The sequence below is a fragment of the Actinomycetota bacterium genome, assembly GCA_040881665.1.
Lineage (GTDB): Bacteria > Actinomycetota > UBA4738 > UBA4738 > HRBIN12 > JBBDWR01.
Genome location: JBBECT010000005.1, coordinates 17,818 through 43,473, shown reverse-complemented (window position 1 = coordinate 43,473; position 25,656 = coordinate 17,818). Strand labels below are relative to the sequence as shown.

Annotated in this window: 29 protein-coding genes, 1 tRNA gene and 1 pseudogene; 1 reads left to right on the top strand and 30 read right to left on the bottom strand. The window is 70.0% G+C overall.

Annotation, left to right across the window (positions count from 1 at the left end; all coding sequences use genetic code 11):
- Nucleotides 1-55: 55 nt before the first annotated feature.
- Both WEF05_05955 and WEF05_05950 read right to left on the bottom strand, forming a co-directional pair.
- A complete protein-coding gene (locus WEF05_05955) occupies nucleotides 56-448 on the bottom strand; it encodes a hypothetical protein (GenBank protein MEX1101427.1) in 393 nt (130 codons plus the stop codon).
- A 41-nt stretch (nucleotides 449-489) separates the two neighbouring features.
- Nucleotides 490-843, bottom strand: a pseudogene (locus WEF05_05950) (MerR family transcriptional regulator).
- Nucleotides 844-1,167: 324 nt separating this feature from the next.
- On the opposite strand from WEF05_05950, the gene WEF05_05945 reads away from it, so the two are divergent.
- Nucleotides 1,168-1,650 (top strand): CAP domain-containing protein, encoded by a 483-nt coding sequence (locus WEF05_05945; protein MEX1101426.1) that lies wholly within the window; start codon nucleotides 1,168-1,170, stop codon nucleotides 1,648-1,650.
- A 51-nt stretch (nucleotides 1,651-1,701) separates the two neighbouring features.
- Here the strand turns inward: WEF05_05945 and WEF05_05940 are convergent, their stop codons facing one another.
- From WEF05_05940 to steA, 28 genes are all read right to left on the bottom strand, one after another.
- The gene (locus tag WEF05_05940) at nucleotides 1,702-2,178 is read right to left on the bottom strand and encodes a bifunctional nuclease family protein (protein MEX1101425.1); all 477 of its coding nucleotides are present in this window, start codon (nucleotides 2,176-2,178) and stop codon (nucleotides 1,702-1,704) included.
- Between the two features lie 48 nt (nucleotides 2,179-2,226).
- A complete protein-coding gene (hpt, locus tag WEF05_05935; protein MEX1101424.1) occupies nucleotides 2,227-2,820 on the bottom strand; it encodes a hypoxanthine phosphoribosyltransferase in 594 nt (197 codons plus the stop codon).
- A gap of 69 nt (nucleotides 2,821-2,889) precedes the next feature.
- Entirely contained in the window at nucleotides 2,890-4,203 is a 1,314-nt protein-coding gene (locus WEF05_05930) for a D-alanyl-D-alanine carboxypeptidase family protein (GenBank protein MEX1101423.1), read from the bottom strand.
- An 81-nt stretch (nucleotides 4,204-4,284) separates the two neighbouring features.
- Nucleotides 4,285-5,019 (bottom strand): MerR family transcriptional regulator, encoded by a 735-nt coding sequence (locus WEF05_05925; GenBank protein MEX1101422.1) that lies wholly within the window; start codon nucleotides 5,017-5,019, stop codon nucleotides 4,285-4,287.
- A 14-nt stretch (nucleotides 5,020-5,033) separates the two neighbouring features.
- Nucleotides 5,034-5,522, bottom strand: coding sequence for an FHA domain-containing protein (locus WEF05_05920; GenBank protein MEX1101421.1), 489 nt, complete (start codon nucleotides 5,520-5,522; stop codon nucleotides 5,034-5,036).
- Nucleotides 5,523-5,715: 193 nt separating this feature from the next.
- Nucleotides 5,716-6,108: a glycine cleavage system protein GcvH gene (gene gcvH / locus WEF05_05915; GenBank protein MEX1101420.1), complete on the bottom strand. Its 393-nt coding sequence runs from the start codon at nucleotides 6,106-6,108 to the stop codon at nucleotides 5,716-5,718.
- A 40-nt stretch (nucleotides 6,109-6,148) separates the two neighbouring features.
- The gene (locus WEF05_05910) at nucleotides 6,149-6,751 is read right to left on the bottom strand and encodes a CDP-alcohol phosphatidyltransferase family protein (protein ID MEX1101419.1); all 603 of its coding nucleotides are present in this window, start codon (nucleotides 6,749-6,751) and stop codon (nucleotides 6,149-6,151) included.
- Between the two features lie 29 nt (nucleotides 6,752-6,780).
- Nucleotides 6,781-6,857: transfer RNA gene (locus WEF05_05905), tRNA-Pro, on the bottom strand.
- A 27-nt stretch (nucleotides 6,858-6,884) separates the two neighbouring features.
- A complete protein-coding gene (der, locus tag WEF05_05900) occupies nucleotides 6,885-8,195 on the bottom strand; it encodes a ribosome biogenesis GTPase Der (protein ID MEX1101418.1) in 1,311 nt (436 codons plus the stop codon).
- On the bottom strand, nucleotides 8,192-8,878 hold the full coding sequence (cmk, locus tag WEF05_05895) for a (d)CMP kinase (GenBank protein MEX1101417.1): 687 nt from the start codon (nucleotides 8,876-8,878) through the stop codon (nucleotides 8,192-8,194). The genes der and cmk overlap by 4 nt, the downstream gene beginning before the upstream one ends.
- 4 nt (nucleotides 8,879-8,882) lie before the next feature.
- The gene (locus WEF05_05890; protein MEX1101416.1) at nucleotides 8,883-10,277 is read right to left on the bottom strand and encodes a 3-phosphoshikimate 1-carboxyvinyltransferase; all 1,395 of its coding nucleotides are present in this window, start codon (nucleotides 10,275-10,277) and stop codon (nucleotides 8,883-8,885) included.
- 10 nt (nucleotides 10,278-10,287) lie between these two features.
- A complete protein-coding gene (locus tag WEF05_05885) occupies nucleotides 10,288-11,427 on the bottom strand; it encodes a prephenate dehydrogenase/arogenate dehydrogenase family protein (GenBank protein ID MEX1101415.1) in 1,140 nt (379 codons plus the stop codon).
- The gene (gene aroH, locus WEF05_05880) at nucleotides 11,414-11,773 is read right to left on the bottom strand and encodes a chorismate mutase (GenBank protein ID MEX1101414.1); all 360 of its coding nucleotides are present in this window, start codon (nucleotides 11,771-11,773) and stop codon (nucleotides 11,414-11,416) included. The genes WEF05_05885 and aroH overlap by 14 nt, the downstream gene beginning before the upstream one ends.
- Before the next feature lie 123 nt (nucleotides 11,774-11,896).
- Nucleotides 11,897-12,616 (bottom strand): pseudouridine synthase, encoded by a 720-nt coding sequence (locus tag WEF05_05875; GenBank protein ID MEX1101413.1) that lies wholly within the window; start codon nucleotides 12,614-12,616, stop codon nucleotides 11,897-11,899.
- A gap of 9 nt (nucleotides 12,617-12,625) precedes the next feature.
- Nucleotides 12,626-13,387 (bottom strand): SMC-Scp complex subunit ScpB, encoded by a 762-nt coding sequence (gene scpB / locus WEF05_05870; GenBank protein MEX1101412.1) that lies wholly within the window; start codon nucleotides 13,385-13,387, stop codon nucleotides 12,626-12,628.
- Nucleotides 13,384-14,136, bottom strand: a complete 753-nt coding sequence (locus WEF05_05865; protein ID MEX1101411.1) for a ScpA family protein — start codon at nucleotides 14,134-14,136, stop codon at nucleotides 13,384-13,386. The genes scpB and WEF05_05865 overlap by 4 nt, the downstream gene beginning before the upstream one ends.
- 10 nt (nucleotides 14,137-14,146) lie before the next feature.
- Nucleotides 14,147-15,157, bottom strand: a complete 1,011-nt coding sequence (gene trpS, locus WEF05_05860; GenBank protein MEX1101410.1) for a tryptophan--tRNA ligase — start codon at nucleotides 15,155-15,157, stop codon at nucleotides 14,147-14,149.
- 85 nt (nucleotides 15,158-15,242) lie between these two features.
- On the bottom strand, nucleotides 15,243-15,896 hold the full coding sequence (locus WEF05_05855) for a site-2 protease family protein (protein MEX1101409.1): 654 nt from the start codon (nucleotides 15,894-15,896) through the stop codon (nucleotides 15,243-15,245).
- 14 nt (nucleotides 15,897-15,910) lie between these two features.
- Entirely contained in the window at nucleotides 15,911-17,095 is a 1,185-nt protein-coding gene (locus WEF05_05850) for a phosphopentomutase (GenBank protein ID MEX1101408.1), read from the bottom strand.
- A 10-nt stretch (nucleotides 17,096-17,105) separates the two neighbouring features.
- Nucleotides 17,106-17,492 (bottom strand): TraR/DksA C4-type zinc finger protein, encoded by a 387-nt coding sequence (locus tag WEF05_05845; GenBank protein ID MEX1101407.1) that lies wholly within the window; start codon nucleotides 17,490-17,492, stop codon nucleotides 17,106-17,108.
- The gene (xerD, locus tag WEF05_05840; protein ID MEX1101406.1) at nucleotides 17,482-18,471 is read right to left on the bottom strand and encodes a site-specific tyrosine recombinase XerD; all 990 of its coding nucleotides are present in this window, start codon (nucleotides 18,469-18,471) and stop codon (nucleotides 17,482-17,484) included. Before xerD ends, WEF05_05845 begins: the two co-directional genes overlap by 11 nt.
- Nucleotides 18,472-18,489: 18 nt before the next feature.
- The gene (gene ald, locus WEF05_05835; protein MEX1101405.1) at nucleotides 18,490-19,596 is read right to left on the bottom strand and encodes an alanine dehydrogenase; all 1,107 of its coding nucleotides are present in this window, start codon (nucleotides 19,594-19,596) and stop codon (nucleotides 18,490-18,492) included.
- 59 nt (nucleotides 19,597-19,655) lie between these two features.
- Nucleotides 19,656-20,189, bottom strand: a complete 534-nt coding sequence (locus WEF05_05830; GenBank protein ID MEX1101404.1) for an NUDIX hydrolase — start codon at nucleotides 20,187-20,189, stop codon at nucleotides 19,656-19,658.
- Between the two features lie 8 nt (nucleotides 20,190-20,197).
- On the bottom strand, nucleotides 20,198-21,838 hold the full coding sequence (locus tag WEF05_05825; GenBank protein MEX1101403.1) for a CTP synthase: 1,641 nt from the start codon (nucleotides 21,836-21,838) through the stop codon (nucleotides 20,198-20,200).
- A 22-nt stretch (nucleotides 21,839-21,860) separates the two neighbouring features.
- On the bottom strand, nucleotides 21,861-22,721 hold the full coding sequence (locus WEF05_05820; protein MEX1101402.1) for a hypothetical protein: 861 nt from the start codon (nucleotides 22,719-22,721) through the stop codon (nucleotides 21,861-21,863).
- Complete coding sequence (locus WEF05_05815) at nucleotides 22,718-23,455, bottom strand: glycosyltransferase (GenBank protein MEX1101401.1); 738 nt, start codon at nucleotides 23,453-23,455, stop codon at nucleotides 22,718-22,720. The genes WEF05_05820 and WEF05_05815 overlap by 4 nt, the downstream gene beginning before the upstream one ends.
- Nucleotides 23,452-24,399, bottom strand: coding sequence for a copper transporter (locus WEF05_05810; protein ID MEX1101400.1), 948 nt, complete (start codon nucleotides 24,397-24,399; stop codon nucleotides 23,452-23,454). The genes WEF05_05815 and WEF05_05810 overlap by 4 nt, the downstream gene beginning before the upstream one ends.
- Entirely contained in the window at nucleotides 24,396-25,583 is a 1,188-nt protein-coding gene (gene steA, locus WEF05_05805) for a putative cytokinetic ring protein SteA (protein ID MEX1101399.1), read from the bottom strand. The genes WEF05_05810 and steA overlap by 4 nt, the downstream gene beginning before the upstream one ends.
- Nucleotides 25,584-25,656 lie beyond the last annotated feature (73 nt).

Below are 25,656 nucleotides of genomic sequence, written 5' to 3'. Positions count from 1 at the left end.
GGTCCGCGCCGGGGGCCCCGTGCCGGGGGCCCCGTGCCAGCGGGCGGCCGAGCGCTCAGCCCGTCAGATCCTCGAGTCCGTACTTGGTGACGAGGGAGAGGTAGTCGCGCTGGTAGAAGATCTTGCACTTCACGTCGGGGTACAGCTCCCGGAGCCGACGGACCTTGCGGTTCTTCTTCGTGACGAGCTTCTGGTTGAGGGTCGTGATCTCGATGTAGAGGTCGTATTGGGGCAGGTAGAAGTCAGGAGTGAATCGTTGCGTGACCTTTCCTGTGGCGTCCCAGTCGATGTCGAACGAGGTGGGCTCGTAGTCCCAGGCGATCTGATAGAAGTCCAGCAGCCTCGCGAACTGCCGTTCGCTCGCGTGCGCGAAACCGACCGTGTCGCTCTTGAGAACGGTCGGATCAGCCGCGGCCGGTGGAGCGGCCGCGGCCTCGGCGGGGCTCACGCGCTCCCGGCCCGTGCTTCCTTGGTCCGAGTGCTCCCCTTCGCCACGGTTCCCTCGAGATCGGTCCATACCTTGTCGACGGCGATCGCGAACACGCCTTGGCCACCGGAGAGAAGGTCGACGACTTCCTCGCGCGACGACGCCTCGTAGATCCGGTTGCCGTCGGACATCAGGGTCAACGACTGGGGGGCCTTGCGCAGGCCGCGCAGGTGCTCGACCGCCTTGCGGACCCGCTGCAGGGAAACCCCCGTGTCGAGCAGGTTCTTGATGACCTTCAGGGAGACGAGGTCTTGGAACGAGTAGAGCCGCTGGCTCCCCGACCCCTGGGCGTCCTTGATCGAGGGACGGACGAGACCCGTGCGCGCCCAATAGTCGAGCTGGCGGTAGCTGATGCCGACCAGCTTGGTGACTTCCGGGACGCGATAACCGACCTGTTCAGTCATGACAACTCCGTAATTACGGGGACGTGAGCACCCTAGCCGAGCGGGCCCCGCGGGGTCAAGGATGCCTCCCCCCTGGGGCGTCCCGAGGGGGTTGGGGAGATCTTTCTATGAGAAAGTTCGGAACCCTCAGACACCGCCTCTGAGCTGCTGCTTCGGTGGGCTTCCTGGTGCTTCCATGGCTCACCTGCGGGTTCGCGTGGGCCCCCGAGGGCCATGCCGAGGGGGTTCCGGACCAAATCCCCACGGGCGCGAAGGGGCCTTGGTAGGGTGCGCCGCATGCCACGAACCGGGAAGCCCGCTCGGGCGATCCTCGCGGCGATGCTCATCACCCTCACCCTTGTCGCATCGACCTCGTCGTTCACCCCTGCCTCCGCCTCCGCCCTTCGGAGCCGCATGCTCCGTCAGATCAACGAGATCCGCGACCGCAGAGACGTCCGGACCTTGAAGATCGACCGACGCCTCTCGCGGAAGGCCGCGCGGCACACGCGAGCGATGATCCGCAAGAACTCGATGTTCCACACACCCAACCTCAGCGGCTACATGGCGAACCGCAGCCTGACCCCCTGGGGGGAGAACCTCGGGTGCGGCGACACCGTCAATCAGGTGCTGCGGCGGCTGATGCGGAGCTCCGCCCACCGGCGCAACATCGTCTATCGCAAGTTTCGAAAGATCGGGCTCGGCGTCGTCGACGCGGGGCGGCGCCGCAACATGTGTGGACGGCGCTCGGTCTGGACCACGCAGATCTTCTACGCCCGCTGACTGGCTGCGGGCGGCGCGTTTCCCGGACGGCGGCGCTGACCACGACGGACCTCAGGCTTGGAAGTCCTCCGGGTTGACCTGCTCGAGGAACTCGCGGAACTTCTCGACCTCCTCTTCCTCATCCCCGTCGGGGATCAGGATCGACGCTTCGGTCAGCACATCCTCCGCGGCGAAGATCGGCACGGAGAGCCGGACCGCCAGGGCGAGGGCGTCACTCGGCCGAGACGAGATCTCGTAGCTCGAGCCGTTCCGCGACATCTCGATCGTCGCGTAGAAGGTGCCCTCGCGGAGCTCGGTGATCGAGATCTTGCTCACACCGACGGCGAGTTCCTCGAGCATGTTCTTCACCAGATCGTGGGTCATCGGTCTCGGGGTGACGACCCCCTGCAGGGACAAGGCGATCGCCGCCGCCTCGGACGCGCCGATCCAGATCGGCAGGTAGCGCTCGCCGTCGCGCTCCTTCAACAGCACGATCGGCTGGTTCGTCGGAAGCTCGACACGCACACCGGCGAGGTCCATCTCGATCATCTTGGCGACCGTACCCCCTCCCCCGGGGTCCGACAACCTGCCGGCGTCTTAGGCCGGTTCCCCGCCCGTATCCCCGTCGAGCAGTGGAACCAATGCGTCCGGATCCGCCTGCAGAGCAGCCATATCGTCGACCGCGAGGATGTCGGCCAGGTTGCGGTATCGCTGCCGGAAGTCCAACCCGTACCCGATCACGAACCTGTCGGGGCAGTCGAATCCCACGTAGCTGGGTTCGACCGGCGCGATGCGCCGCACCGACTTGTCGAGCAACGCGCAGACGCGCACGGAATCCGGACCGCGTCCCTCGAGCGTCGACAACAGGTACGCGAGGGTCAACCCAGTGTCGACGATGTCCTCGACCAGCAACACGTCGCGACCGGCGATGTCCGTGTCGAGGTCCTTGAGGATGCGCACGCGGCCCATCGATTCGTCGCCGTCGCCGAACCCCGAGATCGAAAGGAAGTCGATCTCCAGGGGACGGCTCACGGAGCGCATCAGGTCGGCGAGGAAGATCGTGCCGCCCTTGAGGACCGAGACGAGGATCGGATCGCGGGCACCGTAGTCACCGGCGATCTCACGACCGAGTTCGCTGATCCGCCGGCCGATCTCCTCGCGAGCGAACAGGACACTGGCGATCTCCGACATGCGGCGGCATCGTAGCGCACACCCCACGACGCACCGCTGCGACCGGATGCGGCCGCAGCGGCACCCCTCCTATCCGAGCAGGCCACCGACGAGGCCGCCGACGGCGTCGCCGACCGAGGAAAGGGTCCTGCGCCACCACGGACCGTCGTCGGCCGGCGGTGGGGGCGGCACCTCGGACACGACCACCGGTACCGTTCCTAGGTCGAGCGGTCCCGCGGCGACCTCGAGCTCGCCGATCACCTCACCCGGCTCGGGCGGGAACGCCACACCCCCCGCGGGGACGAAGCGTCGCTCCACCTGCCCGAGGTCGGCGCTCGGGATCAGGGCGTCGAGGCTTCCCTCGGTCCTGCCGGAGACCGATCCACCCGGCAGCCGTAGCGACCCGAGGAGCTCACCCTCGTCCACGAAGGTGCGGCGTTCGAACGCAGCGAACCCGTAGTTCAGCAACGTGGCCGAGTCGGAGAACTGCCCCTCGGGCGTGGGGGCGCCCAAGACGATCGAGACCAGACGCAGGCCGTCGCGCTCGGCGGCCGCGACGAGGCAGAACCTCGCGCCCACCGTGTAGCCGGTCTTCACGCCGATCGCTCCCGGGTACAGCCACAGGAGGACGTTGCGATTCTGAACCCGACGGGCCTTCCCTTCGGGACTTGGGATCTCGGCGAACTTCGTCCGGACGATCCGCGCGAGGGAGGCCTGCTCCATCACCTCGCGGGTGAGGACGAGCAGGTCGCGTGCGGTCGACCGCCCAGCGTCGTCCAGTCCGCTCGACGAGGCGAAGCTCGTGTCGCGCATGCCGAGCCGGCGCGCCCTCCTGTTCATCATCGACACGAACCGGTCGACCGATCCTCCGACGTGCTCGGCGAGCGCGACGGCCGCGTCGTTCGCGGACTGGATCAACGCTGCCGTCAGGAGATCCTCGACCGAGATGCGCTCTCCCGGACGCAGGTCGAGCTCCGAGCCGTGGTAGCCGGTCACGCGTGGCGCCGCGTTGGGGCTGACGGTGACGACCTCGTCGAGCGCGGACCGCTCGATCGTGATCAAGGCAGTCATGAGCTTGGTCACGCTGGCGATCGGCCGGGCATCGTTCAGGCCCTTGGAGAACAGCACCTGCCCAGAGTCCAGGTCCGCGAGGACGCCCACAGGTGCACGGACGCTGGGGGCCTCGGGTGAGGGCTTCGGCGTCGAGAGATCGGTGACGAACGGTGACGGCTTGCCGTTCACCGGCGTCGGAGGTGGTGCCTCGATGGCTCCGGCCCCGCTGGACGTGAGGCAGGAGAGCGCGATCGCCAACGCGAGGGCGAGGCTCGTGATGCCACCCGAGGCCCAGCGTGCCCGCGGGCCGGGCCCGGCGGGGCGGAGACGACGATCGGCTCTGGCGTTCACCGAGGCATCGTACGGGCCGCAGCGGGCGAGATTACGCAAGCACTCGCCCCGGAGCCGAGGGGAAGGGTCGGCTCCGGGGGCTCAGCCCTCCTGCAGGTACTCGCGGAGGTTGACCCGGAGCAACGCCGCCTTGAGCTTGCGCGAGATCTTCGACAGGTCGTTCAGCGTGTCGACCGCCGCGCGGCGCGCGTCCGGGTTGCGCTGCCGCAGGGACGGCATCACGATCGTTTCGAAGAACGAGGCCTCGCGTTCGACGAAGTTCTTGTACATGCCCAGGTGTCGAGGCTCGATCCCATAGCGGAACATGTCGCGAAGGATCGTCAGGATGATGTAGTCGTCGCCGTCGTAGAACCGCGCGGAGTCCGGGCCGTGCGCATGGACCAATCCGTACTGCTCGAGCTCGAGGATCCGCTCGCGTTCCACCCCGGTCGCGGCCGACATCTCCTCGATCGACATCTGGAGCCCGGTCGCGGGCTGGGCGATCTCGTCGTCGGTGCCGTCGTCGACCGTCACCTCCTCCGCGTCCGGCGCGATCGCGTTGCCGTCCGTGTCCACGGCCTCGCCGGCATCCTGCTTCGCGAGCCGCTCCTTGATCACCTTCAAAGGGAGGTACTCGTCGCGTTGCATCTTCAGGATGTGGCGCAGGCGCTCGACGTCCTGTTCGTAGAACTTCCGATACCCGGAGGGAGTGCGCTCGGGCTCGATCAGGCCCTCGGACTCGAGGAAGCGGATCTTCGAGATCGTGATGTCCGGGAATTCGGTCTTCACGGCCACGAGGACCTCTCCGATCGACTGATAGTTGCGCGTGGTCGCCATCTGCTGGTCCGTCCTCACTCCCCGGCCGCGAAGAACACGAGTTTGAACTTGCCGACCTGGATCTCGTCGCCGGAGGCGAGCTTCGTCTCGTCGACGCGCTCACCGTTCACGTAGGTCCCGTTCAGGCTGCCGAGATCGGTCACGAAGAACGCTCCGTCGCGTCGTTCGACACGCGCGTGCGATCGCGAGACCGTCACGTCATCGAGGAACACATCGCTCTCGGGCACGCGTCCGATCGTCGTTGCGACCGCCTCGATCAAGAAAGTCGAGCCGGCGTTCGGGCCACGCTTGACCAGAAGGAGCGCCTGCCCGGTCTCGAGTTGATCGTGCGGGAAGGGGAACTCTTCCTCACCCGCGGCTTCGTCTTCGACGGGTGTCAGCGACACGGTCGTCTCGTCCTGGAGCGGAGCTCCACATTGGGCGCAGAAACGCGCCTCGTCCTTGTTGGGATGTCCACAGCGGGTGCAGAACACCGTTCGCTTGCCCTTCTGGTCGGTCTCCACCTGAAGGTCGAGGTCGACGTTGAGACACCGGCCTCGACCGACAGCGGACGTTACTGTAGGCAGGCAGGCGGGTCAACGGCACATCAGGTCGAGGCTCGACCTCCCCGCGTGGGCACCCTGGACCGGAGGCCTGGGGTCGGGACACTCGAGGTCGAGGTCGGAGTCCAGATCACCGCGGGCAGACCCGAGCGGTTCAGCCGCCCTCCGCCTGCCTGACGTGGTCCTCGTAGCCGGCGGCATCCATCAGGGATGCGACCGCGTTGGGGTCGGAGGGGCTGATCAGGACGAGCCAGCCATCCGTGTACGGGGATCGATTCACGAGCTCGGGCTTGTCGTCCACGCCGGTGTTCACCTCCGTCACCGTTCCGGTAACGGGTGCGTACACGTCCGAGACCGACTTGGTGGATTCGACCTCACCCATAGCCTCGTGCGCGGTCACCGCCGTGCCGGCCGCAGGCAGGTCCACGTACACCACATCGCCGAGAGCGTCCTGGGCGAAGTCGGTGATCCCGACGCGCACGACGCCGTCCTCGAGGCGAACCCATTCGTGTTCCTTCGTGTAGCGAAGATCCTGCGGGAGATCCATCGGGCATCCCTTCTCGCGGGTCCGGGCGCGGGTCTGTCCGTCACGCCGCGTCGAGACTACCGGGCGTCGCCCGGGCTTCCCGCACGTCCCGCGCGTACAGGACGGTCGCGACGTAGTACTCGACGATCGCGACCGCGTAGGCGATCCATCCGACGGCCGTCGCGGCGCCGGCCAGCGGCAGATCGAAGCTGCCCCAGGCGATGCACGTCACTGACGTCATCAACCCGAAGGTGGCGACCTTCCCGATGTACCGGACGTCGATCCGAACCCTCGACCTCGTGAGCAGCACCAGACCCACGACGAACACCGCGACGTCGCGGACGAGGATCAGGAGCGCCGCCCACAATGGGAACGCGTCCGCGACCACCAGAGCGATCAGACCCGCACCGATCGCGAGCCGGTCCGCGACCGGATCCAGCACCTTCCCGAGCTCGGAGACCGAACCCGTGCGTCGGGCGATGAAGCCGTCGACCCAGTCGGAGGCCGCGACGATCGCGAACAACAGCACACCCGCCCACTCGGTTCCGTCCCCGAGGAGCAGCACGACGAACACCGGGATCAGGGCGATGCGGATCGCGGAGATCACGTTCGGAACGGTGAGGATCGCCGTACTCGCGCCCGCCTGCTGTCGCTGCGAGGTCATCGGGCGGGCAACGTATCACCCGTTCACCGTGGTCGGGACGGCGGGATTCGAACCCGCGACCCCTGGTCCCCCAGACCAGTGCGCTACCAGGCTGCGCCACGTCCCGTTCGCGGCTCATCCTAGCGGGTCGCCCTCAGGACGAGCGGCGCTTCGGGCGGAACGTGAGCTTGACCGGAACACCGGCGAGCTCGAACCTCGACCGGAGACGGTTCTCCAGGTAGCGGCGGTACGTCGGGTTCGGAACCTTGCCCCCGAACACGACGAAGGAAGGCGGTCCGGACGAGACCTGCGTCGCGTAGCGGAACGTCCCCACCCCTCGCGGCGCCGGCCGTTCCTGCTGGGCCGCCTGCAGGACCTCGTTGACCTTCGAGGTCGAGGCTCGGAAGGTCCATCGCTCGTGGACGGTGAGCAACGCGGGCGGCAGTCGCCGCGTCCCGCTCCCCCGGACCGCCGAGGTGCGCACCACCTGCGCATGGGCGAACGGGCCGACGAGCTCGGTCAGGCGACGGAACGTCTGGTCCTTGTCCTCGACGAGGTCCCACTTGTTCGCGACGATCAACAGGCCGCGTCCGAACTCCATCACCCGCGCCGCGATCCGCTTGTCCTCCGACGTCAGGCCGTCGTCGGCATCGATCACGAGCGCCGCGACGTGGGACCGTTCGATCGCCTGCTGGGTCCGAAGGGAGCTGTAGTAGTCGACCCCCCGCTGACGGGAGGAACGGCGGAGTCCCGCCGTGTCCACGAAACGGACGGGGCCGTCGGGCCATTCGACGAGGGCGTCCACCGCGTCCCGCGTCGTACCGGCCTCCTCGAACACGACCGAGCGCTCCTCCCCGACGAGCCGGTTGAACAACGAGGACTTCCCGACGTTGGGCCGCCCGACGAGCGCGAACCTCGGCTCCAGGTCCATGTCCCGGCCCGTTTCGTCGAACGCGTCGCGCGGCGGCAACAGGTCGACGATCCGATCGAGCAGGTCGCCGCTGGAGCGACCGTGCAGGGCCGAGACCGGCAGCGGCTCACCGAGACCGAGCGCGTAGAACGCCCCGACGTCGAGCTCCTCGCGCTCGGCGTCGACCTTGTTCACGACGAGGAGGACCGGAACCTGCCCGCGACGGAGCCGGCGCGCGAGCATCGCGTCCTCCTCCTGGATACCGGTATGCCCGTCGACGACGAGCACGACCACGTCCGCCTCGTCGGCGGCGCGTTCCGCCTGGGTCGCGACGAGCTGCTCGATCCCGTCGGCGCGATGCGCGAAGCCGCCGGTGTCGACGAGCCCGAAGGTCCGCCCACGCCACGAGGTCTCCAGCTCGATCCGATCGCGGGTCACGCCGGGGCTCTCGTGTGCGATCGTCTCCCGCCGACCGAACAGCCGGTTGGCCAGGGTCGACTTGCCCACGTTCTGTCGTCCGACGATCGCGACGCGCGCCGGCCGAGGGCTGCTCACCCCGGCCCTCCCCCGGTGAGATCCGGTCCGGCCACCCCGGCGGCACGAGCGATGTCGAGGGCAAGCGCCAGGACCTGCTCGATCGAGCGTTCGGAGGCGTCGATCACGACGGCTCCGGGCGCCGGATCGAACGGGTTCGTCACGGCGTCGCGCCGGTCCCGCCGCTGGAGATTTTCCGCCACGACGGCCTCGTCGGCCGCGCCTGCGCGCTCGATCGCCCGTCGCTCCGCCCGCGCCCGGGGGTCGGCGGTGAGGAAAAGCTTCACCGGCGCGTCCGGGAACACGACCGTTCCGATGTCTCGACCCTCGACGACCGCGCCGGGCCCAGCGAGGGCGCGCTGGCGCTCGACGAGGACGGCCCGGACCTCGGGGTGCCGGGCGACGCCGGACACGATCGCCTCCACCTCGGGAGTCTCCAGGTCCGGACCCGGTGGCGAACCCTCGACCTCGATCCCCGAGACCCCGTCGGCGCCGTGCGGACCGAGCGTGAATCGCAGCCTGCCCGCCACGGAGGCGAGGGCGGGGCCGTCCGAGGGATCGATCCCCTCGTCGAGCGCGGCGCGCGCGAGCGCACGGTACATCACGCCGGTGTTCACGTAGGGCAGATCAAGGGTCCGGGCCAAGCCTCTCGCGAGCGTCGACTTCCCCGATCCCGCGGTCCCGTCGATCGCGACGACAGCCACGCGATCACGCTTCCTCGAGGTCGGCGCCGAGCGCCCCCAGGGCGGGGGCGAACCCCGGGAACGACACCTCGGTGTGTTCGATCCCCTCGACCTCGCTCGTTCCCGACGCGGCGAGCGCCGCCACCACGAACGCCATCCCGATCCGATGATCGCCGCCGGACCCCGCGTTCCCGCCGGGAAGACCGCCCCCCGTCACCGCGAGGTCCTCGTCCTCCACCTCCGCGTCGCCCCCGAGACCTCGCAGGCCCTCCACGACCGCGGAGAGCCGGTCGCTCTCCTTCACCTTCAGCTCGCCCGCGCCCCGGAACCGCGTGACCCCGTCCGCGTGCGCGGCCACCGCCGCGAGCACGGGGACCTCGTCGATCACGAGGGGGAGCTCGTCCACGTCGACGGTCGTTGCCCGCAACGCTCCGGCGCGACCGACGTGGATCGCTCCGACGGGCTCTCCGACTTCCTCCCCGTCGAGCTCGGTCGTCAGCGGGATGCCCATCCGTTCCATGACGGCCAGGAACCGGGTCCGTGTCGGGTTGAGTCCGACCCCCTCGATATGCAGCTCCGCGCCGGTGAGCGCGGCGGCCGCGACCAGGAACGCCGCCGAGGATGGATCGCCGGGGACCGTGCCCGAGAACCCCTGGTGCTGGAAGGCCTCGACGGTGACCGAGCGCCCCTCGATGCGGACCGGACCGCCGAGGGCCTGCAGGGCCCGCTCCGTGTGGTCGCGGGTCGTCACGGGCTCCACCACCGTCGTAGAACCGCTCGCCGCCGTGCCCGCGAGCAGGATCGCCGACTTCACCTGCGCGCTCGGAGTGCCGTCCTCCCACGTGATGCCGTGCAGCTCGCCGACGGGATCCACCCGCACCGGCGGGTGGCCGTCGGTGGTGTCGATCACTGCTCCCATCGCGCGCAACGGTTCGGCGATCCGCTCCATCGGACGGGCGTTGAGACTTGCGTCCCCGGCAAGGAGCGAGGTGAACGGCGCCGGAGCGAGCAGTCCGGTCAGGAGCCGGAGGGTCGTCCCCGAGTTCTCGCAATCCAGACGCTTCGGAGGCTCGGCCAGGGCGTTCCTGCCATCACCCTCGAGGACAAGGTCGAGGGTCGAGGCGTCTGGAGGGTTCTCGCCAGCGTTCAAGTTCCATGTGAAACCTCGACCCTGCCGTTCGTCTGCACCCCGGTCTCGATGAAGGTGCAGCCACGTCTCCAGTGCAGGTCGAGGTTTCGGTGCCAGCACCGCCATGCAGGCCGCCGTGGAACGCACATCGAGCCCGCCCGGCATCCCGGCCAGCCGGCTCCGACCTCTCGCCGTCGACGCGAGGATCAGCCATCGGTGCGCGATCGACTTGTCCCCCGGAACGCGCGCGTGGCCCCCGACGGCCGAACCGGGACGGATCCGGAGTCGCATCGCCCGGGCCTCAGGCGATCCTCGTCGGCTCGAAGCTGCGCGCCCCGAGCACCTCCGCCGCCGACCCGGACTCGGACGCCGCGACGGTCACGTGAACCAGTCCTCGGCCTCCTTCGGGCGAGTGGACGATCTGCAGGTCCTCGATGTTGATCCCGGCCTCGGCCATCGTCGCGGTCAGCTCGGCCAGGGCGCCCGGGCGGTCAGGGATCGGTACCTGGAGGATCGCCACCCCGGAGCGAACGAGAGGCTTGGCGGCCATCGTGAGACGGGCCGCCTTCGCGGCCGCGAACGCCTCCTCGACCTCGCCGGCCCGTTGTGCGGCGACGAGCTCGCGCATCGCACTCAGACGCGCGAGGTAGAGGTCGATCGCGGCCAGGATCGCGTCCCGGTTCGAGAGCAGGATGTCGCTCCACAGGGTTGGGCTCGAGGCGGCGAGGCGGGTCAGATCCCGGAACCCTCCGGCGGCGAGCAAGAGCAGTTCGGGCTCGTCCGCCTCCTCGGACGCCGCCAGACCCATGAGCACCGTCGACGCGATCTGCGGCAGGTGCGACACGATCGCGACGAGGCGGTCGTGCCGCTCCGGGCTCAGCAGCACCGGCCGGCTCCCGAGAGCGCCCACGAACGCCTCGAGCCGGCCCACAGCATCCGGCGCGCTGACCTCCGAGGGGGTGATCGCCCACACGATCGAATCGACCACGCTCGGAGCCGCCCCGTCCGGACCCGAGCGCTCGCTGCCACCCATGGGGTGCCCGCCCACGAAACGTTCGGCTCCCGTACCCGCCGCGTCCCGTTCGATCTCGCGGACGACCGCGGTCTTCACGCTCCCGGCATCGGTCACGACGGCCTCCGGAGCCGCGTCGAGGACCGCGCGGACCGTGGACGGGATCGCAGCAGTGGGGGTACAGACCACGACGAGCTCGGCGCCTCGGACGGCCGAGGGCAGATCGGGCGCGGCGACGAACCCACCGTGCTCCGAGGCCCTCGCCAGCACCTGAGGATCCGCGTCGGTTCCCCGGACCGCGATCCCGGCCCGCAGCGCGGCCATCGCGATCGATGTCCCCATCATCCCGGTCCCGAGCACCGCGATCCGGGCGGGAGCCGCATCGAGCTTGGGGGCATCGGGCCGCCCGGGGGGGTCAGTCGAGGTCATCGCGCAAAGACTCCGCGCCATCCAGGTAGACGTGCTCGACCTCGTCGAGGCCGCGGTCGGAGTGGAAGTGGACGAGGATGCGGATCACGTTCGGCATCGCTCCCTCGACGGGGATCTCCCGGGCACACAGCAGCGGGACCCGACCCAGACCCATCCTGCGCGCCGCCTCGGCCGGGAACACCGAGGAGAGCCCGTCCGTGGTGGTGAACAGCATGCTCACGAGGTCGTCCGTCGCGATCGCGTTCCGGTCGAGGATCTCGCCGACCAGGCGACTGGTGGCCTCGAGGACGACCTCGGACCGATCTTCGGGAACGCGGATCGCTCCCCGTGCGCCGCGAACCCGCATGCCCCTCCTCTCGCGTCGCAGGGCCGGCGCCGGGCCGGCGACTTCGGTGCGGCGAGCACCGCCCACGAACCGACGATGCGTCCGACGGTTCCCAAGACGGGCACCGTGAACGGAGGCTACCGCTTAGAGACCGGCGGCACGGTACAGCGCACGGACTTCGGCGTGGTCCAGCTCCCGGATCTCGCCGGATCGCAACCGTCCGAGACGCAGGGGGCCGATCCGGAGCCGGACGAGGCGGGTGACGGGTAGTCCCACCGCGTCGAGGATCCGGCGGACTTCCCGCTTCCGGCCCTCCGCCATCACGACCCGCAGTGCGCTGCGGTCGGGGCGGCGGTCGACGGTACGGACCGCGATCACCTTGGCCGGCCCGTCCTCCAGGTCGACCCCCTGTCGCAGCGCTCCGAGTGCGCGGTCTGTGGCCGCTCCATCGACCTCGGCCAGGTACTCCTTCTCGATCCCGTACCGGGGATGGGTCAGGCGATTCGCGAGCTCACCGTCGTTCGTGAGCACCAGCAGGCCCTCGCTATCCAGGTCGAGTCGCCCCACCGGGAAGACGCGAGGGCCCTCGGGGAGGTAGCTCCGCAGATCCGGCCGCCCGCGTTCGTCGGACATCGAGGTCACGACTCCGGTCGGCTTGTTGAAGGCGTAGTACCTCGAGTCGGGATCGAGGTTGAGGGTTGAGCCGTCGACGGCGACCGTATCGTGCTCCGGATCGGCCTTGTCCCCGAGGGTTGCGAGCTTGCCGTTCACCGTGACGCGTTCCTGGCGGATCAGGTCTTCACATGCCCTGCGCGAGCCGAACCCGGCGCGTGCCAGGGTCCGCTGGAGCCGCTCCTGGGCCACGGCGCCGGATCAGTCGCCGGGAGCGCCGCCGGGTCGACCGTCCGACCCCTCGGCACCGTCTGCGGCGCCCGCGTCGGGCTCGTCGTCGCCGTAGGTCTCCTCGACCGGGCCGGCGTCCTCCGCGCCGTCGGCCGGAGCGGGAGGCGCATCCCGGCCCGGGTCCACCTCGTCCACTTCGCCCAGCAAGGGTGCGAGGGACGGAAGGGAGGTCACCGACGGCAACCCGAGACGTTCGAGGAACGCCGGACTCGTGCCGTACAGCACCGGCCGCCCCGGACTCTCCTCTCGTCCCACCTCGACGACGAGCTCGCGCTCGGTGAGGGCGCGCAGGACCCCGTCGGAGTTGACCCCCCGCACCGACGAGACCTGATGGCGGGTGACCGGCTGCTTGTAGGCGACGATCGCCAAGGTCTCGAGCGCGGCCTTCGTCAAGCGCGCCTGACGAGAGCTCAGCACGAAGCGTTCGACGATCGGTGCGGTATCGGGGTGGGTGAACAGCCGCCATCCCCCGGCGACGTTACGCAGGACCACGCCCGAGCCCCGCGCCTCCAGGGCGGCGGCCAGCTCCTCGCATGCCCGGTCGACGGCGCGGCGGTCGGTCTCGAGGACCCCGGCCAGCACCGACGCGGCAACGGGCTCGTCGGACACGAAGAGCAAGGCTTCGATCGACCGCGCCAGGTCCCCCGCACCCCGCGGCTCGGTGACCGCGCTCGGCTCGCGGTCCGCCCGTTCCTCCAGGGGATCGACGGCCGGCATCGGCTCGTCGCTCACGGGGCCCACCGGATCCGCAGCTCGCCGAAGGTCTCGGCCTGCTCCACCTCGATCTTGCCGTCCCGGTACAGCTCCAGGAGCGCCAGGAAACGCACGACGACGTGGATCCGCTCCTCGCAGTCCGCCACGAGCTCGCGGAACCGCGCCTCACGCACATCGGTCAGCGACCGCTCCACATCGGCCATCGCGTCCGACACCGTGAACCGGATCGGGGTCACGTGGGACAGATCCAGCACGGGCGGGGGCTTCAGCAGCGCTGCGGCCAACCGCTGCAGCCGTTCGGGCGTGACCTTCTCCATCACGTCGGGGTACAGGTGGGCGAACTCCTCCCCCGGTCCCGCGTCCCGGGTGAAGTACTCGGCCTCGCCCGCGGCTCGCCGGGCGAGCTCCGCGGCGATGCGGCGGAACGCCTGCAACTCGAGGCTGCGCGCGTAGACGAGGTCGGGGTTGCCGCCGAGCAGGTCGTCCTCGTCGAGCTCGGTGTGCTTGGGCATCAAGCGCCCCACCTTCAACTCGAGGAGGATCGCGCAGATCGCCAGGAACCACGTGGCCTCCTCCAGGTCCCAGCGCTCGGTGTCGCTCGAGTACGAGAGGAAGGCATCCGTCACGGTCGCGACCGGCACGTCGCACACATCGACCTTTTGCTCGAGGATCAGGTCGGAGAGCACGCGGAAGGGCCCCGTGAACACGGGGAGCTCGACCGCGAACACCGGAGCCTCCGCGGAGGTCGTGTCGTTCGTTGCGCTCACCGCGTTCCTCTCATCTGAGATGCATCGCTTCGCGGACGGCCTCGAGCGTGCGCTGCGCCACCGGCCGGGCCCGCGCCGCTCCGTCGGCCAGGGTCCGCTCGACCACGTCGGGCGTGGACTCCAGCTCCGCGCGCCGTTCCCGGAACGGACGGTAGTACTCCACGATGCGGTCCGCGAGGTTCCCTTTGCATTCCACGCACCCCAGCGCGCCCGAACGGCAGTTCTCTTCGGTCCACTCGAGGATGTCGGGCGAGAACAAGCGGTGCAACGAGAAGACCGGACAGATCTCCGGGCGCCCCGGGTCGTGCTTGCGAACCTTCTGTGGATCGGTCAGGAACGAGCGAACCTTCGCACGGATCTGGTCCTCGTCGTCGCGCACCCCGATCGCGTTGTCGAGCGACTTGGACATCTTCCGGCCGTCGCTGCCCGGGATCAGCGGGGCCTCGGAGAGCAGCTCCTTCGGCTCGACGAGCACGTCCCCGTAGATCCGGTTGAAGCGCCGAACGATCTCCCGCGAGAGTTCGAGGTGCGGCAGCTGATCCTCCCCCACCGGCACGAGCTCTCCCCGCACGATCGTGATGTCGACGGTCTGGAGCACCGGGTAGCCGAGCAACCCGAGGTTGGCGATGTCGCGTTCGGCGAGATCGCGCAGCCGTTCCTTGAAGGTCGGGACGCGCTCGAGCCACCCGATGGGGGTCAGCATCCCGAGCAGCAACGACATCTCGGCGATCTCGGGGATGTCGGATTGCCGGTAGATCGTGGCGCGCGTGGGATCCAGGCCCGCGGCGAGCCAGTCGAGCACGAGACCTGCGACGTTGCCCGGGAGCGCTTCGGTCCGGTCGTAATCGGTCGTCAGGGAGTGCCAGTCGGCCACGAAGAAGAAGGCGTCATGTTCGACCTGCAGGTCCAGCATCGTGCGGATGTTGCCGAACCAGTGCCCGACGTGCAGCGGCCCGGTCGGCCGGTACCCCGTCAGCACGCGGGCACGAACCTCGGCGCCGGCCCCGGATCCCGCGTTCACCACGATGCTCTTCCCACGATGGAGCGGATGATAACGCGGGCGTGCTCCACACCCGGGAGGGCACCGGCGGGCCGCGGGCTCGTGGTCAGAACCGGCCGCAGGCGGCCGAGCCGGCGACGATGTCGCACACTGCTGCCGCCAGTCCCTCCACGATCGCGAGCAGCGGACCGGCGAACAGGAAGAAGATCACCAGCATGAACAGGACCAGGTACTGATCGAGGTTGCGGTAGATCTCGCGGGCATGCACCGGCAGCACGAGAGCGAGCATGCGTGCGCCATCGAGACCCGGCACCGGCATCAGGTGGAACACGAACATGATCAGATTGGTGAACAGGAACGCCTGCGCGACCAGCAATATTTCGAACGACTCGATACCCAGCCGGAGGGCGAACCCCGCCACGATCGCGAGCGCGAGGTTGGCCGCGGGCCCGGCGATCGAGATCAACACCGTGTCGCGTGTCGGCTTCTTCAGGTACGTCGGATCCGAGGGCAGCGGCTTCGCGTACGCGAACGGCGGTGGGCGGAACGCCGCGGCCGAGCCCCACAGGATCAGGATCAATGCCGGCAGGATCAGCGTCCCGAACGGGTCGACCATCGATGCCGACGGCCACAGGCGGCCCCAGCGACGCGGCGTCGGGTCACCGAGCTTGTCGGCGACCAGCGAGCGCGCGGTCTCCCTCGCCACCAGGCCCACCACGAGTGCGAGGGCGAGGTAGAGCGCGTACCGCAGTGCAACCATCTCCGTTCCTCCTATCAGAACCCGATCTCACCGGCGAAGCTCATGCCCGCCCCACCGTCGATCGATGCAACCCCGAGCAGCTCCGCTGCGGTCGCGCCGAGATCGGCGAACGTCGGCCGTTGCCCCACGTCGTGGGGCCCGCCCGGCACGCCGGCGGCCAGCATCGGGACAAGCTCCCGAGAATGATCCGTCGACGGGGTCGTCGGATCGCAGCCGTGATCGCCCGTCATGAGCAGCACGCCCCCATCGAGCGCGCCGATCAGCTCCGGCGCGCGCCGGTCCAGCGCCTCGAGACACCGAGCGTATCCCTGCGGGTCGTTGCGATGTCCGTACTTCGAGTCGAAGTCGACGAGGTTGCAGAAGACGAGCGCGGGCGCGGATCTGCGGAGGTAGGCGATCGCGATGTCGATCCCGTCGTCGTTCGAGGCGGAGTACCGCGCCTCGGAGAGTCCCTGGCCGCTGAAGACGTCTTGGATCTTGCCCACCCCGTAGACCGCGACACCCGCCGCGACCGCCGCGTCGAGGAGGGTGGAACGGGGCGGGGGCACGGAGAAGTCCCGTCGCCCCGGGAGACGCTCGAACGCTCCCGGTGGGCCGGTGAACGGCCGCGCGATCACCCGACCCACCTGATGCGTCCCCGTGAGCAGGCGGCGAGCCACGCGACACCATTCGTAGAGCGTGGCCGTGCCCACGACGTCGGTGTGGGTCGCGATCTGGAAGACGGAGTCCCCGCTCGTGTACACGATCGGCGAGCCGGTCGCCAGATGCTCCTCTCCGAGCTCGGCGAGGATCTCGGTTCCCGACGCGGGACGGTTCCCGAGGATCGAACGCCCGATCGCACGCTCGAACGGTTCCACGATCTCGGGAGGGAATCCATCCGGATACAGGGGGAACGGACGATCGAGGATGATCCCGGTCATCTCCCAGTGGCCGGTGGTCGTGTCCTTGCCCGCGGAGCGCTCGGCCAAGGTTCCATGCGCCGACCCCGGCGCCGCGCTCGGAGGAACACCCGCCACATCGGTGAGCATGCCGATCCCGAGCGCCCCGAGGTTGGGTAAGCGGAGGCCCCCGACCGCCCGCGCGGTGTTCCCGAGGGTGTCCGATCCGCCGTCGCCGTAGGCGAGGGTGTCCGGGGCGGCGCCGACGCCGAGGGAGTCGGCGACGAGGAGCAGGACCCGGGGAACCCGGGCGCTGCTCATGTGGGTCCCCTCATCCGCGTGGGGCTCCGCCGCCGGATCCGGCCTGCTTGCAATCGATGCACAGGATCGCCCACGGCAAGGCTTCGAGACGCTCGATCCCGATCGGTCGTCCGCAGGACTCGCAGGTGCCGTACTCCCCCCGGCCGATCTTCCCGAGCGCACGGTCGACCAGCCGCAGGTTGGAGCGTAGGGCCTTCACGACCGCGATCGCCTGGGTTCGCTCGGTCGTGGAGTGTCCACTGTCGGCGAGATTGCGCTCCATGTCGATCTCCACGTCGTCCGAGTCGGGCGTGCCGCCGCGGTCGGCGATCTCCTTGCGGAGGTTCGCGCGCTGCTCGTGCAGTCCCGAGCGCAGGCGCGCCAGCGCATCATCGTCGATCGTGAACTCATCCGGCACGGCTACGACCCCTCGTCCTCGGTCCGGAACCTCCGGACCGCGACCCCTCCGGGGTCCGCCGCGCTCGCGGGTGCGACGTCGCATAGACCTCCAGGAGGTGTTCCTTGGTGATCAGGGTATAGACCTGCGTGGTCGCCACGCTCGCGTGGCCGAGGAGCTCCTGGACCACCCGTACATCGGCACCGCCCTCCAGCAGGTGGGTGGCGAACGAGTGGCGCAACACGTGGGGGGAGACCGCGCGACGGATCCCGGCCCGGCGCGCGGCTGCGTGCAGGACGTTCGTGACACCCTGACGGGTGAGCCGCCCCCCCCGGACGTTCAGGAACAGGGCGCTGCGGCTGCGAGCCGTCGCGAACTCGGGGCGGGCGGTCGCCAGGTACGCGTGCAGCGCGTCGACCGCGAATCCCCCGAGCGGCAGGTCGCGTTCCTTCCCTCCCTTGCCGAAGACACGAACGCCGGCGTCGTCCAGGTCGAGGTCGTCGACGTCGAGCGCCACGAGCTCGGAGACCCGCAGGCCGGCCCCGTAGAGCAACTCGATGATGGCTCGGTCCCGCCGGCCCGCAGCGGCGACAGGGTCGGGCGCTTCCAAGAGCGCGGCGACGTCTTCGACGGAGAGCGGCCGAGGGAGCCTGCGCGGGAGCTTGGGACGGACGATGCCCCCGGTCGGATCTCGATCGGCGTCTCCCTCGGCCATGACCCAGCGATGGAACGCCCGGACCGCCGACAGCGCGCGGACGACCGACGAGGCCCGGTACGGTTCGCCGTCGTGGTGGGTCGCGGCCGAAAGCTCCGCAACGAACGCCGCGACGTCCGCGTCGGTCACCGACCGGGCATCGCGCACCTCTCGCGCCTCGCAGTGGGTCGTGTACCGGACAAGGTCGCGCCGGTACGCGGCGACCGTGTGCGACGACAGGCCGCGCTCGACCGTCAGGTGATCGAGGTAGGCATGCACCTGCCGCTGCAGGACCGGGGTCGTCATCGCGCCGCTCCGCCGGCCTCAGAGATCGAGCGGTTCGAAGGGGATGCCGTGCGCCTCGGCGACGCCGCGGTTCGTACACCGTCCGGCGTCGACGTTCACTCCCAGCGCCAAGGACGGATCGGCGCGCACCGCCTCGTCGAGCCCGGCGGCGGCGATCCTGCGCGCGTACGGGAGCGTGACGTTCGTGAGGGCATACGTCGAGGTGCGCGGAACGGCGCCGGGCATGTTCCCGACGCAGTAGTGGACGACCCCGTGCGTCACGTAGGTGGGCGCCGAGTGCGTGGTCATCCGCGATGTGGCGAAGCAGCCACCCTGATCGATCGAGATGTCGACGACGACGCTGCCGGGACGCATCGCGGCGATCGTCTCCTCGCTCACGATCCTCGGCGCGCGGGCACCCGGCACGAGCACCGCTCCGATGACCAGATCGGCGGCGAGCACGGCTCGCTCGACGGCGAGCGCGCCGCTCGCGAGGGTCTGGATGCGGCCGCGCATCAGCTCGTCGACGTGGCGCAGCCGCTGGACGTCGAGATCCAGGATCGTGACCTCGGCCTCCATCCCCGCGGCGATCCAGGCGGCGTTCGCTCCCGCCATCCCCGCCCCGAGGACGGCAACGTTCGCCGGGCGCACCCCCGCCGCACCGCCCATCAGCACGCCTCGTCCGCCGGCCGGCAACTCGAGCCACGTCGCCCCCTCCTGGGGCGCCATCCGCCCGGCGATCTCGCTCATCGGCGCCAGCAGTGGCAGCCGTCCGTCGGGCAGCTGCACCGTCTCGAAGGCGACCGCCCGGACGTTCCGCTCCACCAGCATCCGGGTCAGGGACGCGTCGGCGGCGAGGTGCAGGTAGGTGAAGAGGATCTGTCCCGCCCGGAACCGCCCGTACTCGGAAGCCTGGGGCTCCTTCACCTTGACGATCATCTCGGCGGCCGCGAACACGGCCTCGGCGTCGGGGACCACCCTCGCTCCGGCGGCGGCGAACTCCTCGTCGGACAGAGCCGAACCCTCGCCCGCCCCGCTCTGGACGAGCACCTCGTTGCCGTCCGTCACGAGCTCGCGGACGCCCTCGGGTGTCGCGGCGACGCGATACTCGCTGTCCTTGACCTCGGTCGGTACTCCGACGATCACGCGCCCCTCCGTCCGGGACTCCGCAGGCGGAGCCCCGCCGGAAGCCTACCCCGGACCCCCTACGGCGAGGAGGCGGTCAGCAGGACCGCGACCGCGGTCTTGGCATCGACGATCCGTCCGTCCGAAACGGCGACGCGCGCCTCGGCGAGTGGCATCCGAACGACCTCGATCCCGTCCTCGGGAACGCCCTCGGGTTCGGCTGCCGTGTCGACGCGGTACAGCGCGATCCGCTCGTCACTGATCCCCGGGGTCGTCAGGAACGTCCCGAGCCAGACGAGCTCGCCGCCGGGCCGGTACCCGGTCTCCTCGAACAGCTCCCGCACGGCGCACACCTCCGGCGCCTCCCCTTCCACGTCCATCAGGCCCGCGGGGATCTCGAGGATCGCCCTCCGAACGGGCTGGCGGAACTGCCGGACGAGCACCGCCTCCCCCGCGGCCGTCACCGGCAGCACCCCGACGGCTCCCGGCGCGTCGGGGGCGTGGGTCACACGCCGGACGACCTCGTAGCGTCCCGGTCCCCAGTCTTCGACGTCGATCCGCAGGAAGCGCCCGGCGAACCCGGTGTGGACGGCGTCGGGACGATCGTCGGGCACGGCCCGGCTCAGATCGTGACGGTCTGCGAGCTCGTCGCGCTCCGCGCGTGGTGCTGCGCGGCGCTCACGAACCCGCGGAACAGCGGGTGGGGGCGGGTCGGGCGGGACCGCAGCTCGGGGTGGAACTGACCCGCCACGAAGAAGGGATGGTCGGGCAACTCGACGATCTCCGCGAGGCGCCCGTCCTTCGAGGTGCCCGAGATCACCATGCCCGCAGAGGTGAGCGCCTCGTGGTACGCGGGATTGACCTCGAACCGGTGCCGATGCCGCTCGTAGACCACCTCTTCGCCGTACGCCCGTGCGGCCCTCGTTCCCGGCACGAGGTGGCACGGTTGAGAGCCGAGACGCATCGACCCACCGAGATCGGTCACGCTCTTCTGCTCGGGCAGCAGGTCGATCACCGGATGTTCGGTCGCAGGGTTGAACTCGCTTGAGTTCGCTCCCTCGAGGCCGGCGACGTTGCGCGCGAATTCCACGACGGCGCACTGGAGACCGAGGCAGATCCCGAGGAACGGAACGAGACGCTCGCGAGCGAACCGAACGGCCTCGACCTTGCCCTCGACCCCGCGGACGCCGAACCCGCCGGGAACCAGGATCCCGTCCACGCCGGACAACGCCGCCTCGACGCCTGCCGACTCCAGATCGTCGGAGGAGACCCACCGCAGCCGTACGTCCGCCCCCTGTGCGAACCCTCCGTGGTACATGGCCTCCATCACCGAGAGGTACGCGTCCCGCAGGTTCACGTACTTGCCGACGATCGCGATCGTGACGGGTTCGTCCGCCGCGTCGATCCGGTCGATCAGACCGCGCCACTCCTGCAGGTTCGGACGCTCGGTGATGCCGAGCAGGCGAGCCACCTCTTCGTCGAGCCCCTCCTCGTGGAGCACGAGCGGAACCCGGTAGATCGAATCGGCATCGATCGCGGCGATCACCCCGCTGATCGGCACGTCGCACAGCAGCGAGATCTTCTCCTTCAGATTGCGTCCGATCACGCGGTCGGAGCGGCACACGATCACGTCGGGTTGCAGACCGAGCGAGCGCAGCTCTTTGACCGAGTGTTGTGTCGGCTTCGTCTTCAGCTCGCCGGACGGGCCGATGAAGGGCATCAGCGAGACGTGGACGAACGCGCACCGATCACGTCCGACCTCGTTGCGCAGCTGACGGATCGCTTCGAGGAACGGGAGAGACTCGATGTCCCCGACCGTCCCGCCGATCTCGACGATGACCAGATCGGCGTTCTCGGTCTCACCGAGTGCCCGGACACGCTCCTTGATCTCATCGGTGACGTGCGGGATCACCTGGACGGTCTTGCCGAGGTAGTCGCCCCGGCGTTCCTTGGCGATCACCGTGGAGTAGATCGCGCCGGTCGTGACGTTGGACCCGCGATGCAGTTCCTCGTCGACGAACCGCTCGTAGTGCCCGAGATCGAGGTCGGTTTCGGCGCCGTCGTCCAGGACGAAGACCTCGCCGTGCTCGAACGGATTCATCGTGCCCGGATCGACATTGATGTACGGATCGAGCTTCTGGAGAGCGACGCGGAGTCCGCGAGACTTGAAGAGGCGGCCGAGGGAGGCGGTGGTGATGCCCTTGCCGAGTCCGGAGGCAACGCCACCCGTCACGAAGATGTATCTACGCCCCGTATCCGCCACGGGAAGTGATGGTAGCAGAGCGTCACGACACCCCGTCGCCGTTCGCCCGAGAATCTGGTCCCGGGACCCGGATCCGGCCGACCCGGTCGAGCCGCCGCAGCGGCGCGACCCCGTCGATGACGCGCGAAAGCGTGACCGTCTCCGCAACGATCGTCAGGGCCACGACCACGGCCGCCGCGACGACGACCCCGGGACCCGGAAGACGCAGGTAGGCCTCGACGCCGATCACGTAGCCGATCACGTTCGCACCCGTGTCCCCGATCATCCCGCGCTCCCGCACGTCGAACCACGCGAGCACGAGGACGGGTCCGGACGCCGCCAGCAGCACCGCGCCGGGGTCGGCCACCACGAGGGCGACGGCGGCCAGCAGGTACGCCTTCACCGCACGCCCCGGGCGGACGTCCAGGAGGTTCCACAGGTTCGCGCAGCCGGCAACGAGGACCACGCCGGCGAGACGCTCCCACCCGGAACCGCCGGCATCGGCGACCGCGAGCATCGCGGCCAAGACCGCGGCCACGGCCTTCAACAACCCCGTGCCCACGTGGCCATGTCCGAGCTCGGCGAGATGCCCTCGCAGTCCGCGCGCCCGGCCGGGAACGATGTCGTCGACGAATCCCGCCAGCAGGACGATGCTCGCGCCCACGAGCATCGGGACACCCCCCGTCCGCCATCCCCCGTCGACCACGATCCAGCCGGCGACGACGCCGATCGCGACCACGACCCCGGTCCCCATCGCAAGTCCCAGGGTGAGGCTGAGCCGGGCGCCCCGGTAGTTGTCACGGGCGAGCAGATCCCGCGCGCGGGTTCGCTGCAGCAGGACCCAGAACCCGAACGACGCCAGACCGATGAGCGGCCCGACCAGCGCGCCTCCGGCCGGTCTCACCGATCGAACCTCTCGCGCCCGACATTCGATCGACGCTCGGTCACGCGGGACCGCCCGCCGATCCGCCGCCCGAGGGCCGCCGCGATGTCGATGCCCTGCCGCGCCCGGTGCGCGAAGCCCGCCACGTCGCGCCCCGTCGCTCGGTGGCGCAGGGGGGCAGGAACCTCCACGACCGTCATGCCGGCTCGCACCGCGTCGACCGTCATGGCCGTCTCAACCCCGAACCCCGGAGCCAGCGGTCGCACGGCCCGCATCGCCGCGCCGGTGAGGACGCGCTGACCCGACAGCGGCGCGGTCGCGCGGAACCCGCTCAGCCACCGGATCGCGGCCCCGGCGGAAGTCTTCACGAGGCCGAATCCCCCGCCCTGTGGGGGTGGCAGCGCGATCGCGAGGTCTGCCTCCCCGGCGAGCACGGTCGCGATCACCGGAGCGAGTTCCCCGGCCGTCACGCCCAGGTCGCCGTCGGCCAGGATCCACACCCGAGCGGGAGGCAGTCGCCGGAGCGCGCTCTCGAGCACCGATCCCTTCCCCCGCGGTCGCGCGGCCCGCAGTACATGCGCGCCCGCGGCCGAGGCGATCGACGCGGTCGCGTCCTTCGATCCGTCGTCGGCGACCACGACCAGCGTCACGTTCGGCAGACCCGAGAGGGCACGAACGGTCTCGCCGATCGACGCCTCCTCGTCGCGCGCGGCGACCAGCGCGACGACGTCCGCGCGCTCGGGTGCGGCGCTCACCCGCCCGGCCGCAACGGCGGGATAACCTCGGAGGCGTCCGGACCGGGGCCGTAGCTGCCGCCTTCCGCGACGACGCTCCCGAGCCGCTGCATCCCGAGGACGAGCGCGAGCTGGCCGATCGGACGGTCGATCCCGTCGACCGTCACGAGCTCGGTCGACGCCACCGTGCCCGGCTCCCGCACCTCGGCGACGAACGGAACCTCGGAGCCTGCCGGTTGGCCGGCGGCCGTCTGCATCCGTTCGAGACGAAGATCCCCGACGAGTGGGACGAGCACCTCGGATGCGGCCGCGGCCTCCTCGGGCCCGCCACCGACGACGGTCGCGATCGTCTCCGGACCTCCGACCTGGGCCAGCGTCTCGCCGGCGCCCGGTCCGTCCACCGTGACGAATCCCGCCGAGAGCAAGCGTGTGAGGATGTCCTCCTGCACCCGGTTCGCCTGCGGACGCCCCGGACCGAACGCGAGCCGTTCGGCCAGCCGCTCGAGCGCCTTGGCTCGCAACGCCGCCGCGTCGGTGTTCGCCGGTTCTCCGAGGAGCGTCGCCATCTCCGCTCGTGCGTCGTCGTCGCGCAACGACATCCGTGACTGCAGCGTGAAGACGGCCTCCACGGAAGCCCCCCCCACCTCGAGCGCCTCCGAGGCCCGGTCGACCGCGGTGGCGTCCACGAGGTCGTGGGTCAGGACGACGGCATCGTGGTCGGCCAGCTTCGCCGGTGCGAGCGCGACGAAAGCCTGCTCCGCGAATGACTCGGTCGCGGCGAGCTCGTCCGCCTGCGCGTCGATGCGCTCGCGGAGCGTCGCGTTGCCGTCGGCCAAGACCTGGGTCTGGCGCTCCAATCGGTTGACCAGTCCCTCGTCGAGCACCGTCGTGCCCGCGAGCACGCCCAGCCCCAGCGCGAGGAAGACGGCCACGATCGTGACCAGGTGGTAGCGGAACGAGATCACACGAACTCCCGCAGATCGAACAACCACTGGCGGAGCTGCTCGAACATCTGTGTGACGTACAGGCGAAGCGGCGGGGAGACCGCCACCACGATGATCATCGCGAACAGGGCCGACCCGACGAGCAACAGCGTGTCGCGCGCCCGCAGCCGGGAGCCCCCGTAGAGCCGCGACACCCCCTTCGCGTCCATCAGGATCTCCCCAACGCGCAGGCGGACGAGGAACGTGCTGGCCATCCCCCCGCGCCCCTTGTCGAGGAACTCCCGGAGGTTGCCGTGTGAGCCCACCGCCACGATGAGCTCGGCCCCGGATTCGTGCGCGATCAGGAACGCCACGTCCTCACTGGTCCCCATCGCCTCGACCACCGTGTAGGGCACACCGAGCGCGTCGAGCCGGTCCTTCCCGGGCGCCCTGCCGTCCTCGTAGGCGTGCAGCACCAACTCGGTCGGATGCCGGCGCCGCCCGCCGGTGGCGAGTGCGAGCGCCTCGTCCGAGACGCTGTCCATGTCGCCGACGACCAGGTCGGGGACATAGCCCTCGTCCAGCAGCGCGTCCGCTCCCCCGTCGACGCCGACGAGGACCGGTCTCGCGTCGCGGATGTAGGAGCGCAGCGCGGCGAGATCCTCGCGGTACCGGTACCCGCGTACGACGACGAGCACGGATCTGCCTGCGAGGTCGTGGTGCAGTGGCGGCAGCCCCGTGCCCCCGAACAGCAGGTCACGTTCCCGGCGCATGAACTCCAACGTGTTGCGAGCGAAGTCGTCGAACCGCTCGCCCATCCCCCGGTTCGCCGCCTCCATCTCTGCGAGGATCGAGGCCCGGCTCTGGCGGATCCCGACGCCGACCAGTCGATCGCCGACGAACACCCGGTCGCCATCGACATGGACCGGGTCCCCCTCGTGGATCTTCTGCAGCACGAGCGGCCCGACCCGGTCGATCACCGGGATCTGCGCCTCGACGAGGATCAGCGGGCCCAGGTTCGGATACCGCCCGCTGATCGACGGCGCGCCGTTCACGACGGCGGCGACGCCCGCCGCGGCGAGGCCCTCGGCCGAGACCCGATCGAGGTCTTCGTGCAGGATCACCGCGATCTCACCCGGCCGGGCGCGACGGACGAGGTTCTTCGTGCGCCGGTCGACGCGCGCACGACCCGCCTCGGCCCGAGGCCGACGCAGCGCCTTGGGCACCAGGCTCCTCGGGCGTAGCGTGCTCGTGGCACTCCCTCCTCGTCGTTCCTCGGACCGACCCCCAGGTCGGAGC

Bases quoted from the DNA above. Each gene is read 5' to 3' on its own strand.
- WEF05_05945 (MEX1101426.1), top strand. From the start codon at position 1,168: ATGCCACGAACCGGGAAGCCCGCTCGGGCGATCCTCGCGGCGATGCTC.
- gcvH (MEX1101420.1), bottom strand. From the start codon at position 6,108: ATGGATCTCCCGCAGGATCTTCGCTACACGAAGGAACACGAATGGGTT.
- WEF05_05910 (MEX1101419.1), bottom strand. From the start codon at position 6,751: ATGACCTCGCAGCGACAGCAGGCGGGCGCGAGTACGGCGATCCTCACC.
- aroH (MEX1101414.1), bottom strand. From the start codon at position 11,773: ATGCGGGTTCGCGGCGCACGGGGAGCGATCCGCGTTCCCGAAGATCGG.
- WEF05_05940 (MEX1101425.1), bottom strand. From the start codon at position 2,178: ATGATCGAGATGGACCTCGCCGGTGTGCGTGTCGAGCTTCCGACGAAC.
- xerD (MEX1101406.1), bottom strand. From the start codon at position 18,471: ATGACGACCCCGGTCCTGCAGCGGCAGGTGCATGCCTACCTCGATCAC.
- hpt (MEX1101424.1), bottom strand. From the start codon at position 2,820: ATGTCGGAGATCGCCAGTGTCCTGTTCGCTCGCGAGGAGATCGGCCGG.
- WEF05_05925 (MEX1101422.1), bottom strand. From the start codon at position 5,019: ATGGCGACCACGCGCAACTATCAGTCGATCGGAGAGGTCCTCGTGGCC.
- WEF05_05850 (MEX1101408.1), bottom strand. From the start codon at position 17,095: ATGAGCAGCGCCCGGGTTCCCCGGGTCCTGCTCCTCGTCGCCGACTCC.
- WEF05_05885 (MEX1101415.1), bottom strand. From the start codon at position 11,427: ATGACCTCGACTGACCCCCCCGGGCGGCCCGATGCCCCCAAGCTCGAT.
- WEF05_05855 (MEX1101409.1), bottom strand. From the start codon at position 15,896: ATGGTTGCACTGCGGTACGCGCTCTACCTCGCCCTCGCACTCGTGGTG.
- WEF05_05890 (MEX1101416.1), bottom strand. From the start codon at position 10,277: ATGCGACTCCGGATCCGTCCCGGTTCGGCCGTCGGGGGCCACGCGCGC.